At 73.2% G+C, this 13,334-nt stretch carries 7 protein-coding genes; all 7 read right to left on the bottom strand.

The features are described from left to right. Window positions 1–83: 83 nt before the first annotated feature. The 7 genes from WME75_RS46755 to WME75_RS46725 all read right to left on the bottom strand — a co-directional run bounded on the left by WME75_RS46755 (window position 84) and on the right by WME75_RS46725 (window position 13,290). Window positions 84–1,760, bottom strand: a complete 1,677-nt coding sequence (locus tag WME75_RS46755; RefSeq protein ID WP_437485027.1) for a serine/threonine-protein kinase — start codon at window positions 1,758–1,760, stop codon at window positions 84–86. A gap of 150 nt (window positions 1,761–1,910) precedes the next feature. Beyond that, a complete protein-coding gene (locus WME75_RS46750) occupies window positions 1,911–5,987 on the bottom strand; it encodes a kelch repeat-containing protein (protein ID WP_437485025.1) in 4,077 nt (1,358 codons plus the stop codon). A gap of 38 nt (window positions 5,988–6,025) precedes the next feature. After that, complete coding sequence (locus tag WME75_RS46745; RefSeq protein WP_437485022.1) at window positions 6,026–8,347, bottom strand: kelch repeat-containing protein; 2,322 nt, start codon at window positions 8,345–8,347, stop codon at window positions 6,026–6,028. 140 nt (window positions 8,348–8,487) lie between these two features. Then, on the bottom strand, window positions 8,488–9,453 hold the full coding sequence (gspC, locus tag WME75_RS46740) for a type II secretion system protein GspC (protein WP_437485020.1): 966 nt from the start codon (window positions 9,451–9,453) through the stop codon (window positions 8,488–8,490). Window positions 9,454–9,669: 216 nt separating this feature from the next. Continuing rightward, the gene (locus WME75_RS46735) at window positions 9,670–11,223 is read right to left on the bottom strand and encodes a BNR repeat-containing protein (protein WP_437485019.1); all 1,554 of its coding nucleotides are present in this window, start codon (window positions 11,221–11,223) and stop codon (window positions 9,670–9,672) included. Between the two features lie 212 nt (window positions 11,224–11,435). Then, window positions 11,436–12,665, bottom strand: coding sequence for a molybdopterin molybdotransferase MoeA (locus WME75_RS46730; protein ID WP_437485017.1), 1,230 nt, complete (start codon window positions 12,663–12,665; stop codon window positions 11,436–11,438). Window positions 12,666–12,705: 40 nt separating this feature from the next. Continuing rightward, window positions 12,706–13,290, bottom strand: coding sequence for a Uma2 family endonuclease (locus tag WME75_RS46725; RefSeq protein WP_437485015.1), 585 nt, complete (start codon window positions 13,288–13,290; stop codon window positions 12,706–12,708). Window positions 13,291–13,334 lie beyond the last annotated feature (44 nt).

Here is a 13,334-nt window from a genome sequence, read left to right as displayed (position 1 = left end):
GCCCCTTCCGTTCTGTCGCTCCGCTCCCGGGACGGCGCCGGCGCCGCCGTGATGCCGCCGAGGATATCCGCGTAGCTCGCCCGCTACTCGATGAAGCGCGGGGGCATGAGCGGATCGTGCGCGATCGCGGCGGCGGATGCGGCGCTCGGCGCGCCGGTCGGCGCAACGCTCGGCGCGCGGGCGGGTGCGGCGGCAGGGGCCGACCTCACCGTCGCCGCGGGCCGGAGTCTCCTCGCCGGAGCGCGCTTCCGGGGAGACGGCAGCTCCAGCTTCGGGGGGAGCGAGCCCGCCTCGGTGATGGAAACGTCGCGCTCGATCTCGGATCTGCCCTTGAAGACACGCACCTTGTGGAGGCTCCCGAGCGCGCCCGCGAGCTCGACCGTGCCGTCCTTCAGGGGCGCGGGCACCCCGTCGACCTCCACCGAGGCGTCCGCGGGGACGATCGCCAGCTCGACCCGGTGCTGGACGGGCGCGCGCAGGGCCGCCGAGGGCGCCGCGCGCTGGACGGCGGAGAGCGCCGTCGTGACCTCGCGGGAGACGAGGTGCATGCCGGTCATGGCCGCGCTCGCCCGGGCGCCCTCACGGTGCGTCACGACCCAGCCGAAGCCCGCCACGAGCAGCGCGGCGACCGCGACGTGCGCCTTGATCCAGCGACGCCGCGGCGCAGGCGCCCCCTGGCTCACCCGCGGCGCCTCGTCCGTCTCGAGCGCAGGCGCCGTCGCGCCGTCGCTCGACGGGTCTCTCCAGCGCTCCGCGGGGCTCCTCGGCGCCGCGACCGCAGGGCTGCCCCGCCGGTGCACGCGCGGGCCCGCCCGGAGCCTGAGCCTCGGCGCGACCGTCCGGCGCTCCGACGGCGAGAGCGGGACCAGCATGCCCTCGTCGAGCGAGAGCGGGTCGTCCCCGAGGAGCGGCCTGATCGCGTCGAGCATCACCGACGCGCACGGATACCGGGCGACGGGCTGGTACTGGAGCGCGCCGTCGACGATCGCGGCGATCTCGGGCGTGACCCACGGCGCGAACGCCTGGACGGGCGCCGGCAACTCGGCGACCAGGGTGGCGATGAGATCGCCGAAGGCCTCGATGTCCTCGGTCGGCGTGCGCCCCGCGAGCGAGTGATAGAGCACGATCCCGAGCGCCCAGATGTCGGTCCGGTGATCGATGTCCTTGATGCCCCGCGCCTGCTCCGGGGACATGTAGCGGGGCGTCCCGATCATGCTCCCGGACCGGGTGAGCCCCGTCGTATCCCGGCGCGGCTCGTGGGCCAGCTTGATCTTGGCGATGCCGAAGTCGAGCAGCTTCACGATGAGCCCGGCGCCCTCCTCGCGCCGCGCGAGGAACAGGTTGGCGGGCTTGATGTCGCGGTGCACGACGCCGGCGTCGTGCGCCTTCTGCAGGCCGACGCAGGCCTGCGCCACGATCCGGAGCGCGAGCCGCGGGGGCAGCGGGCCGAGGCGCGAGACGAGCTGCGCGAGATCCTCGCCGCGGAGGAGCTCCATCACCAGGAACGGCGAGCCCGTCTCCGGATCCGCGCCCGTGTCGAGCACGCGGACGATGTGCTCGGTCTGGATGGCGCCCGCGGCCCTCGCCTCGCGCTCGAACCGCTCCAGCGCAGACCGGCTGCGGACGATGTCCGTGTTCATGATCTTCACGGCGACGCGGCGACCCTGCTCCGCGTCGTTGGCCTCGTAGACAGCCCCCATCCCTCCTCGGCCGAGGAGCCGGACCAGGGTGTACCTGCCGCTCAAGGTCTTGCCGTCCACAAGAAAGGTTTCCTCTAGAAGATGTAGTCGGGGTCTCAATCCAGATGCTACCTCGACCCGCGAATCCGGAGCACCCGCGCTCCACCGTTGGATCTTTGCATTCTCACGCGCCGGGGTCTGACCGGGTGCCGGCCGGCCGCGCGCAGCGTGTCAGAACGTGTAACGCACGCCGATCTTGGGCGCGATGACGACCATCACCTCGCCGGCGAGCGGCTCCTCTTCGAACCTGGCGAAGAACCCGCGCTCGTCGTCGATCCTGCCGTAGACGCCCTCCGGGGGGTTGGTCCACACGGGCTCCTTCAGCCGGACCAGGACCGCCGCCGCGAGGCCGGCCGTCACCTCGAGGTGATCGCCGAGGCGCAGGCCGCCGCGCAGCTCAGGCGACATCACGAAGAACCTCGCGGGGGCCTGCGCCTCGACCGAATCGATATGGAATTCCACGCTGCTGCTGGAGGTGAACGTGCCGCTGCGCTCGTCGCGCACCGTGCCGAGCAGGGCACCGGCGCCGAGCCGCGCCGAGAAGCGGTGGCGGTCGCCGAGCGACAGGCCGGCCCAGCCGCCCGCCAGAAAACCGCGGAGCGCGAGGGCATCGTCGGCCTCGCCGGAGCTCTCCGGCAGGCGATCCTGGATCTCCAGCGCCGTGCGCCGGGCGGTCACGGTCTGGTGCACCTGGAGATAGCCGCTCGTCACGCCGAAGCCGAAGCCGGACCGGAGCTCGTAGCCCGCGTGGACCGCGCCGAGTCCGCCTGCGCCGACGCCCAGCGAGCAGGACCCCCTGCACTGGCCCGCGGCGCCGCCACCGAACGTCGGCAGGAACGCCGGGGCCGCGTCGAGCTCGACGAGGAACCGCCCCGGCGGGCGCCCGAGCGCCACGCGCTCGAGCACGACGGGGACGACCACGCGCGCGTCGCGGGCGAGGATCGCCTCGCGCCGCGCGGTGACGAAGCCGCCCGCGGCGACCTCGATCCGGTGCCGGCCGGGGCTCAGGCGCCCCTCCCAGATGCCGCTGCCGAGCGGCACGCCGTCGACGGTGACGCTCGCGCACACCGGCGTGGGCTCGATCCGGAGCGTCGCGCTCAGCTCCTCGGCGCGCAGGGCGAGGGGCGTCGTCTGCTTCAGCCGGATGAGCACGGAGGCGGGCATGGTCCCGAGATCCCCCGCGCCGCGCAGCTCCACCGTGTGCCGGCCGGGCGAGAGCGGCCCCTCCCACGGCGTCTTGCCGACGGTGTAGCCGTCGACGAGCACGTCGAGCGCCTCGCCCCTCTGCTCCGTGACGCGCAGGCGCCCCGACTCCACGAGCTTCTGGAGGCGCGACAGGATGCGGACCACCTGCCCTCCGGCGACGTCGACGCGGGTCTCGAACGGCTCGAAGCCCTCCTTGTAGACGCGGACCACGTGGCTGCCCGCGCCGACGCGCAGCGGGGCGGGCAGCGGATAGTCGCCGCGGTGCTGGCCGTCGACAAGGATCGAGGCGCCGATCTCGGCGTCCGCGACGTCGACGGTGCCGACCAGCCCGCGCAGCCGCACGACGGCCTGCTGCGCGGCGTTCCTGGTGTCCACCGGCAGCCGCTGCGAGAAGTCGCGGAGCAGGATCTCGAAGAGCGCGAGCGCCTCGTCGTAGCGGCGGAGCTGCTGGAGGCACAGCGCCGCGCTCGAGGTGGCGCTCCAGGTCGGATAGAGCTGCCGCGACGCGAGGAACTCGGCGAGCGCCGCCTCCCAGGCCCCCTGGCGGTACCGCTCGTGGCCACGCTCGAAGTGGGCGCGCGCCTCGGCGATGGGATCGTCGACGGGCGGGGCATCCGCGGCGTCCGGGAGCGGCGCGGCGGCGGACGGCGCCGCGAGAGGCGCGGCGGCGGACGGCGCCGCGGGAGGCGCGGCTGCGGACGGCGCCGCGGGAGGCGCGGCTGCGGACGGCGCCGCGGGAGGCGCCGCGGGAGGCGCCGCGGGAGGCGCCGCGGGAGGCGCCGCGGAGGAGGTCGGAGGCGCGGCCGGCTGAGCGAGCGCGGTGGCCTCCGCGCCGAAGACGGCGGCGAGAGCGAAGAGGGTGAAGAACGCGCCGGCGGCGCGGCGACGCCGCCGGCGCGCGGCGACGAGCGCGAGGAACAGCACACCTGTGGCGCACCCCGCGACGGGGGCGACCCTGCCCGGCCCGGCGCTGCAGCCGGCCGCGGCGCCCGGCGCGGGTGGGGGCGAGACGCAGTGGCCTCGCAGGTTGCAGACGAAGCCCGGCACGCAGTCGTCGAGCGAGGCGCAGCTCTGCCGGCAGGCGCCGCGCCCGGAATCGCAGCGATAAGCGATGCACTCGAACTTCTCCGCCTCGGGGCACGCGGACGACGCCAGGGTGCACCGCGCCGGCTCGACGCCGCTGGTCGCGTCCACGCATGCGGCCGGCGCGCAGATCGTGCCGACCTTCGCCGGGGTGCCTGCCTCGCTGCAGTACCCCTCAGCTCCCTGGGCGCTGCAGGTACCGCAGGGACAGGGCGCATCGCAGCAGATCCCGTCGACGCAGACGTCGGGGGATAAACAAGCGGACCCAGCGGTGCATGGCTCCCCCCGAGCCAAGCCGAACCGCTCGGCCTTGGCGAGCGCGGCCTCAGTGTGCGCTCCCCCTGCCACCAGCACCTCGCCGTTCGACAACCGCGTGGCGGTATGCCCGCTGCGCGCGTAGCTCATTGAGCTCGTGAATGACCACGTGTCGATCGCCGGGTCGTACCGCTCCGCGCTTCTATTGAAGATGCGCTCGCCGTAACCGCCCGCCACGAGGACCATGCCGGCTGGTAGCAGCGTCGCGGTGTGGCCCTGCCGCGCGCGGTTCATCGTCCTCGTGGGCGTCCAGCGGCCGGTCTCCGGATCGTATCGCTCCGCGCTCGCGAACTCGGTGGAAGCACCCTGGCGGCCGCCCGCCACCAGGACCTCGCCATTCGGCAGCAACGTCATCGTGAAATTGGCGCGCGCCTGGTCCATCGAAGCCGTGACCTCCCACAGGTCGGCCGCGGGGTCGTACAGCTCCGCGGCGGCGAACGCGTTGGAAACGTAATATCCGCCTGCCACGAGGACCTTGCCGCTCGAGAGCAGCGTCGCCCCGTGCTCAACGTGCGCGTAGTTCATCGGAGCCGTGAGCTCCCACCGGTCGGTCTCGGGGTCGTACAGCTCCGCGCTCTCGGGATCGATGTCGCCCTGGTCGCCCCCCACCCCGAGGACCTTGCCGCTCGAGAGCAGCGTCGCCGTGTGCGCGACGCGCGCGCGATGCATTGGCGTCGCGTCTGTCCATGCGCCGGTCTTCGGGTCATACAGCTCCGCGCTCTCGAGAACGAGGCCACGATCCTGGAAACCAGCCTGCTCGCCGCCGGCCACGAGGACCTCGCCGCTCGCCAGCAGCGTCGCCGTGTGCCCGCCGCGCGCGTGCTTCATGCTCCCCGTGAAGCTCCAGGTGTCGGCCGCCGGGTCGTACAGCTCCGCGCTGTCGAACGTGAGGGTCGTCTCTTCACCGAGGCGGATGTCCCAGCCGCCCGCCACGAGGACGAGGCCGTTCGGCAACAGCGTCGCAGTATGATCGCTCCGCGCAACGTTCATCGCGCCGGCGGTCAGCACCCACTCCGGGTCGACGAGCACCGCCTCGCCGCCCGCGTCCACCGAGAGCTCGATGCGCGAGCCCCGCGCCCTGAGCGCCATGGCGACAGGCCGCCCCGAGGCCGCATAGGCCCGCGGCGCAGAGACGCGCAGCACGGCAGCCCCCCTTCCCGCCTCGACGAGCTCCACCGCATCGCCGCGCGTGCGCAGCGTCACGCCCTCCACCTGCCACGCCGCGACCACCTCGCCGCGCGCGATGCCTTCGTCGAGCAGCAGCCACTCCTCCACGCCGTGATCGGTCGCGGACCAGAACGACGTCCCCCCGCTCCGCCGGTAGGCCACGGCCTGCCCCACCGGGGTGCCCTCCCCCGAGGCGCCGAGCTCTCGCACCCGCACCTCGACCCCTTCCGGCATACGGAACCGGATGGGCTCGCTGCCCTCCCGGGGCAGCACCACGTGAGGCCGCGACGGTCTCCCGCTCACCTCTGCCGGGCCCAGATGAAACCCCTCCTCGCCGCCGACGAACGCCGCGCGTGCCTCGAGCACGGCGGCTGCCTGGTCCGGGAACTGGCGGTGCAGGGCGGCGCCGGACGCAGGCGGCGCCGGCTCGGCGCTGCAGCCGGAGAGGGATGCGGAGACCCAGAGCAGCAGGGTCAAGCGCCGCAGGACGCACCTGAGTAGGCCGCGCGGGGACATCAGGAGTCCTCCCCCCGTGGCGTCGGTCTCCCCCGGGACCCCGAGGCTCTCCGCTGCGCGACGGCGAGGAGCGCGAGGACCACCGCGCCGAGGCCGCCCCGTACGGCGCCCGCCGCCGCGACGGCTGGCCCGGCGCTGCAACCCGCGTTCGCAGCGGGCGGCGACGGACGCACGCAATGGCCGGAAAAGTCGCATGCATGGCCTGGCACGCAGTCCTGCAGCGAGCTGCACGTGACCTTGCAGGTGCCGCCGGCCTGATCGCAATGGTAGGGCGCGCAGGCCACGACCTCCCTGGCCTCGCTGCTCAGGCCCGCGCAGCTGGCCCCATCGGCGAGGCAGAGGACAGGCCTCATGCTGTGCGTCTCGTCGCTGCACTGCGCCAGAGCGCACACGTCGCCCTTGGGCACGGCGGAGCAGGCGCCGAGCCCGTCGCACGATCCATCACAGCCCTCGAGCGCACATTCACCGCGAGCATCCCGGCCCTTCGGCTGCAGGACGCAGCGGCCGAGTGATGAGCGCAGGGCGCACGTGTGGCAGGGCTCGGAGCACCGCGATTCGCAGCAGACGCCGTCGACGCAGGCGGAGAGCCCGCAATCGGCGTCCGACGCGCACTCGGTGCCGAGGATCGGGTACCGCTCCGGATACACCGAAGCGCCGACCAGCAGCACGTCGCCGTTCAGCAACCGTGTCGCGGAGTGATCCCTGTACGTGGCGTTCGTGGGTGCCGTGGGGGTCCAGGTGTCGGTCTCCGGGTCGTACAGCTCCGCGTTCCCCACGGACCCGTCGCCCACGTTGAAGGGCTCCCCCACAACCAGGACCTTGCCATTATACAACATCGTCGCGCTGAACAGGCCGTGACTCCCGTTCATCCGGCGCGTGGGGGACCAGGTGCCAGCTGCCGGATCGTACCGCTGCGCTCCCCCAGAGCTCACCACGAGGATCTCGCCGTTGTGCAGCTGCGCCATGGTCACGGGGCGTCCGCCGCCTCCGGTCATCGAACCCGTGAGCGTCCAGGTGTCGGTCACCGGGTCGTACAGCTCCGCGTTGCGGAGAGAAGCGTCTCTCCCGGGCGACCCTCCTGCCACGAGGACCTTACCGCTCGACAGCAAGAGCGCCGCAGCATGGTCACTGCGAGCGGTGCTCATCGATGCCGCGGGGGTCCAGGTGTCGGTCTCCGGGTCGTACAGCTCCGCGCCGGAAAGAGTGCTGGATATCGTCCCTCCGCCCGCCACGAGGACCTTGCCGTCCCGCAGCAGCGTCGCGGTGTGATACATCCGTGACGTGGTCATGGATGCTCTGGACGTCCACGCGTCGGTCATGGGGTCGTAGAGCACGGTGTCGACCGGCCCCCTCTCGACTCCCTCGACCGTGGAGAGGATGCCGTACTCGTCCCGACCCCCGACCACGAGGACCTCGCCGTCCTGCAACAGCGTCGCGGTGTGAAAGAAGCGCCCTACGGGCATCGGGCTCACGAGGCTCCAGGTGTCGTCTGTCGGGTCATACAGCTCCGCGCTGGCGAAAGCGGCGCCCCAGTCGTGACCTCCCGCCAGCAGGACCTTGCCGTTCAGCAGCCGCGTCGCGGTGTGCCAATTCCTGGGTGCAACGTTCATTCGGCCCGCCGGCTCCCACGCGGGATCCACGAGCACCGCCTCGCCGCCCGCGTCGCCCACGTCGACCGACAGCTCGATGCGCGCGCCGCGCACCCGGAGCGCCGGCGCGACAGCCCGCCCCGAGGCCGCATGGGCGCGCGGCGCCGTCACGCGCAGCACAGGCGCCCCGCTCTCCTCGTCCACGAGCTCCACCGCCGCGCCGCGCTCGCGCAGCAGCGCCCCCTCCACCTCCCACGCCGCCACCACCTCGCCGCCCTGCGCGACGCCCGCCTCGAGCAGCAGCCACTCTTCCACGCCCCCCTCGGTCGCCGTCCAGAACGACGTCCCGCCCGCGCGCCGGTAGCTCACCGCGCGCTCGGCCACCGCGCCCTCGCCCGCGGCGCCGAGCTCCCTCACCCGGATCTCCCCGCCGCCCGCGAGGCGGAACCGGATCACGCCGCTCCCGTCGCGGGGCAGCTCCACCTCCGGCCGCGCAGCCCGGACCCAGGCCCCGCCCGGCTCGGTCGCCGCCAGCCGGAACCCGCCCGCCGCCGGCGCGAACGCCTCGCGCGCCGACAGCACGGCGTCCGCGTGCGCCGGGAAGCGCAGGCGCAGCGCCGCGGCCGAGGTGTCCTCCGGCTCCGCCCCGCAGCCGCCGAGGAGCAGCGCGGCTGCGAAGAGGGGTGATGGCGTCGCGAGCGATCGTCTCGATGAAAAGGATGTTGCCGGCAAGGCGCGTCTCGTGGCGCCCAGTAGAGCAGGCTTGCCCCGACGCGCCTAGCCTCCCGCCGCGACGGCGCGATCGCGCCATCGCGCCATCGCGGTCGGCACGACCGCGACGCTGTCGCCGGGGACCTGGCCGCCACCTCGCGTCAGCGGATGTTGACCTTGAGCCTCACCGGGCGGCCGTCGCGCTCGACGACGACGGACAGGCTCTTGTCGGACTGCATGCGCGTGTAGGCCATCATGGCCTTCTGCGGGTCGGTCAGGTCGATGCTGTTGATCGACTTCACGAGATCGCCGCTCTGCAGCCCGAATGACTCGAGCACCGAGCCGGGCTTGATATGCATCTTCAGCCCGACCACCTGGTTGTCCCGCATCTCCGGGATCGCCGCCGAGGTGTTCGTCACGATCTCAGGATTCTCGAAGATCTTCGCGGCGGCCGATCGATCGATGTCGAACTCCGTCTCGCTCACGCGCTTCATGCGCGAGGCGATCTCGGGCGGGACGTCGCTCCTGCCGGACGCGCGGGACGGGCGCTCGCGGGGCGGCTCCGGCGCCCTGGGCTGCGACTCGGGCGCCTTCTTGCCGTCATTGTCGCCCTTCTTGCCGAGCTGCATCTGGCAGCGCGCGCCCCCCGACGTCATCCACACCCGGTCCCAGGCGATGTGCTCGACCTTTCTGCCGGCGATCTGCCCGCCGCGCCGCCCGAGCGCCGTGCGTCCGCCTTCCGCCTCGACGGCCGCGAACGACCATTCCGGGTCCTCGGACACCGCGATCAGCACGACGCGGCCTGTGTCGCAAGGAGGCGCGAGGTAGGGGTCGAGGCTGGAGAGCGCCGCCTGCCCGGCGAGCGCCTCGCTCGGCCGGGGCACGAGCGGCCCTGTGATCGAGTCGAACGGATTGCGCTCCAGGATCGGCGCCGCGCTCGGCGAGGGGTCCTCGGAGAGCGGCTCCTCGACGAGCGCTGTCGCCCGGGGAGCGGGAGGGGCGCCGTCCCGCGCGATCTGGTGGGCGATGAGGTGAGATACCCCGGAGGCTTGATAATACGCGGAGACCGCGACCATCCCTCCCAGGATGAATACGAATCCGCGCTTGACGAACGCGTCGGGGCTCATTGGTAACGCTCCTCCTGGCGGGAGCGCGCCGGGGCTCGCAGCGCGCGTGTCCCTTGCCGCCGCGGCGGTCGCGGCAGTGCACGCCCTCGCCACCGGCAACACCGCGCGTGAGGACGAGCACCGAGCGTGCCCGCTCAGGGGTGGATCGCGGCGTGCCGGCGGGAGTCCGGCCCGGGCGGGCGCGCGCTCAGGGCGGAGGAGCGTTCCTCGCGCGGCTCACCGGAGGGCGTACTCCAGGCCCCAGATGTTCACCGAGCCCCGCTCCGGATAGTACACGGTGAGCTCGTCCGAGGTCTCGAGCCGGGCGGTGTCGATCAGGGGATCGGAGAAGAAGCGGCCCGAGTCGGAGGCGTCGAGGAGCGTCCAGGTCGCATAGCCGTCGCTCGGCGAGGCGCCGGCGATGCGCAGATCGGGGAGGATCGCGTAGACGTTCTCGGTGGAGGAGATCGCGAGCTTGCCCCGGAAGTTCTCGATGACGCGCAGGCCGAGGCCGTGTCGCGCCCAGGTCCCCTCGGGTCCCCGGACGTAGTGGAAGAACTCGCTGCGCGCCCGGGCATTCGTGAAGTTCGCGTTGTCGGCCTCGGCGTCGGGGAGGTGCGAGAGCAGCACGTGGACCCGGCCGCTCGCGTCGACCGCCATGTGCTCCTGGTTGATGAGCCCTCGGTTCTGGCCGATGGTCCCCACGGAGAGGCCCGCCGTGCTCCGGGCGACGAAGGAGGCGCCGGTGGTCGCGACCTTGTCACCCGCGTTGTTGTGCCAGGTGCGCCCGTGATCATCGCTGTAGATGTACAGGAGGCCGTGGTTCGTTGTCGCGTTGGGCGTGTCGCGCCAGCACCAGGCCGCGTGCAGGCGCGAGCCGCCGCGCGTGTACGCGAGGCCGTGCAGGTAGGCGTTGATGCTGGCGTCCGTCCCCTCGATGTACTCGCCGAGCGCGCTCCAGGCGTGCGTCGTCGTGTCGTACTCCCACAGGTGCTCGTCGCCGCTCCCGCTCTCGCCGATCCGCGCGCTCAGGAGCAGCTTGTTGCCGCCGGGCTCGGTGACGAACCGCGGGTACGTCACGAGGTGCACGGGGGTCGTTCCGACAAGCGCGCTCGAGACGGCGCTGAAGCTCGCGGCGGCCCAGGCTGTGCCCTCCGGGTCGGTCAGCAGGCCGGCGATCGAGCGGCGGTAGTGCAGCGTGCTGCCGTGGTGATCGAAGGCGAGGTGAAGCGTGCCGTCCCCCGGCGCGATCCCGAGAGAGATCGTGTTGTGGGCGTCGTCGGCGCTGAGCCGGTGGTCCTTGAAGTCGAACTTCTGCCATGCCCCGCCGTCCCCTCCTGGGCTGGCCGGCAGCTGCCGGCGCGCGAGGACGACATTGCGGCTCGTGTTCCAGAAGGCCGTGTACTGATAGCCGCCGAACGACACGATCGCGTCCTGCTGGAAGGATTCGCCGTTGAGGTAACCACCATAAGACACCACGGTGAGCCCCGACTCCGCGAGCTTCCCCTCGGCGAGCTTGACGATCCCGGGCGCGACGGCCTCCGCGCCGCCGCCGCCGCCGGAGGTCGTGGCGCTCGTGGTCGTGCCGCTCGCGGCCGTGTCGCCGCCCGCGCCGGTGACTGCGGGGATCGTCGCTCCTGTCGCGCCGCCGGCGTTCGCGCCGCCTCCGCCGGCGCCCCCGCCTGAGGTGGAGCCTTCGGGGGTCGTGTCGCGCTCGCCGTCGCTGCAGCTCGCCAGGCAGCCGGCCGATACGAGGATAAGCAGAACGGAGAAAGGAAGGCGGAGGGTCATGTGTCTTGCCCGAGGGTACTGCCGTTCAGCGGCGGCACCAAGCGCCACGGGCGCCGGCCGAGCCGGTCAGCGACGCTTCGCCTCGCCAGCCTGCGTTCGCGGTGCACACGGACGGACCATGAAGATCCTGATGCTGAGTGGCACGTTGTTCGTCGGCCGCCCCCTCGCCGAGTCCAGGGCTCCGGCCTCGACCGACCCTCGCCCGCCTCGCCTCACGCGTCGTAGAGCAGCACCTCGACCTCGGCGCCCTCTCCAACCGCCGCATCCTCGGCTCGCACGATGACCACGCCGTCCGCGCGCGTCGTCGACGACAGGATGGACGCGCCGCTCGTCGCCATCGGAAACACCCGGTCCCCCTCGACACGCACCCTCACGTAATCGACGCGCCCCGGCTGCGAGGCGATCTCGCTCGCCACCACGCACCGCGTCCGCCGGTGCGGCCACGCGCGCGACAGGCCGCCCAGGGCGCGGATCGAGGGCCCGGCGAAGAACTCGTAGGCGCAGAGGCACGACACCGGGTTTCCCGGCAGCAGGAACACCGGGCGCTCGCCCTCCAGAAACCCGAACCCGGCGGGCTTCGCCGGGCGCATCGCGACGCCGTGGACCGCCACCTCACCCAGCTCCGCGAGCACGAGCGGGGCGTGGTCCTCCGAGCCGACCGACGACCCGCCCGAGACAAGCACCACCTCCCCGCCGGCCGCCGCGAGGGCGCTCCGGACGGCCTCGCGCCGGTCGGGGACGTACGCGACGGCGACGTCCTCGACGCCGTCGCGGCGCGCGAGCGCCGTGAGCACAAGGCTGTTCGTGTCGACGATGCACGCCCCGCTCGGCATGCTCCCCGGCGGCAGGAGCTCGTCGCCCGTGATCAGGATCTGCACCGACGGCCTCCGCACCACGCGCACCTCGGCGACCCCGGTCGAGGCGAGCACGCCGACGTCCTGCGGGCGCAGCCGGCGCCCGGCCGGCACGACCTCCGCGCCCTCCAGCACGTCCTCGCCGATCGACGCGACGTGCTTGCCGGCCGGCACGGGCGCGCGCACCCGCACGACCGCCGCCCCGTCCCGGCCCGCCGCCTCCTCCGCGTGCTCCGCCATCAGCACCGCGTCGGCCCCCTCGGGCACCGGCGCGCCGGTCGTGATCCGCACCGCCTCGCCCCGGCGGATCGCCCCCGCGTGAGGGCGCCCGGGGAACGAGGCGCCCACGAGCGCGAGCTCGACCGGCGCGCCGGCGGCCGCGCCGGAGGTCGCCTCGCCGGCGAGCGCGTAGCCGTCCATGGCCGCCCGGGCGAAGTGCGGCACGCTCACCCGGGCCAGCACGCGCTCGGCCGCGACCCGCCCCGCCGACCGGGCGATCGGCACCGGCTCGTCGCCGAGCCGCCGGATCCGCTGCTCCAGCAGCTCGATCGCCCGCGCGACCGCCGTCTGCTCGCGAAATCCTCGCATCCGGACGTCGCGCATCAGGGCTCCGTGAACCGACGGCCCCTCAGCCCGCGGCGGAGGTCTCGAGCGCGCCGCGGTAGACCTCGTCGACGTCGAGCGCGCCGTCGATCGACGCGAGCCTCGCGCGCTCGCCCGGCCCGGCCTCGTAGAGCGTCCACGAGTCGTCCTCGTTGCGCCGGAAGACCTCGATCCTCCGGTGCGCCTGCGAGACGAGCACGTACTCCTTCAGCGACGGGATGCGGCGGTAGTGCGCGAACTTCTCTCCCCGATCGTACGCCTCCGAGGAGTCCGACAGCACCTCGACGAGCACCAGCGGGTTGACCGCCGCGTCCTTGTCCTCCGGATCGCGCACCAGCTGGCCGCAGACGACGCTCACGTCCGGGTAGGTCGCGAGCCCCGTCGCGAGCACGCGCACGCGGAGGTCGGACGAGAACACCTCGCAGGGGCGGCGGTGGAGCTGCGCGCCGAGCGCCACCGTCACCCGGGCCGCGAGCCGCGCGTGCTCCGGCGTGCCGCCGGCCATGGCGAAGATCTCGCCCCCGAGAAACTCGTGCTTTGTCGGGCTCGCCCGCTCCTGCTCGAGGTACTCGGCGTAGGGGAAGGAGAGCTTGCGGGCGGGTGCGTTCACGTCATGGCCTCCCGCGGGAGTATGCCACGAGAAGCCCCCCTCCG

Origin of the sequence: Sorangium sp. So ce1014 (genome assembly GCF_051521505.1) — a bacterium.
In the GTDB taxonomy this organism is placed as follows: domain Bacteria; phylum Myxococcota_A; class Polyangia; order Polyangiales; family Polyangiaceae; genus Sorangium.
Note: the sequence above shows the minus strand (reverse complement) of the source record. Positions and strands in the feature narration are given on the sequence as shown.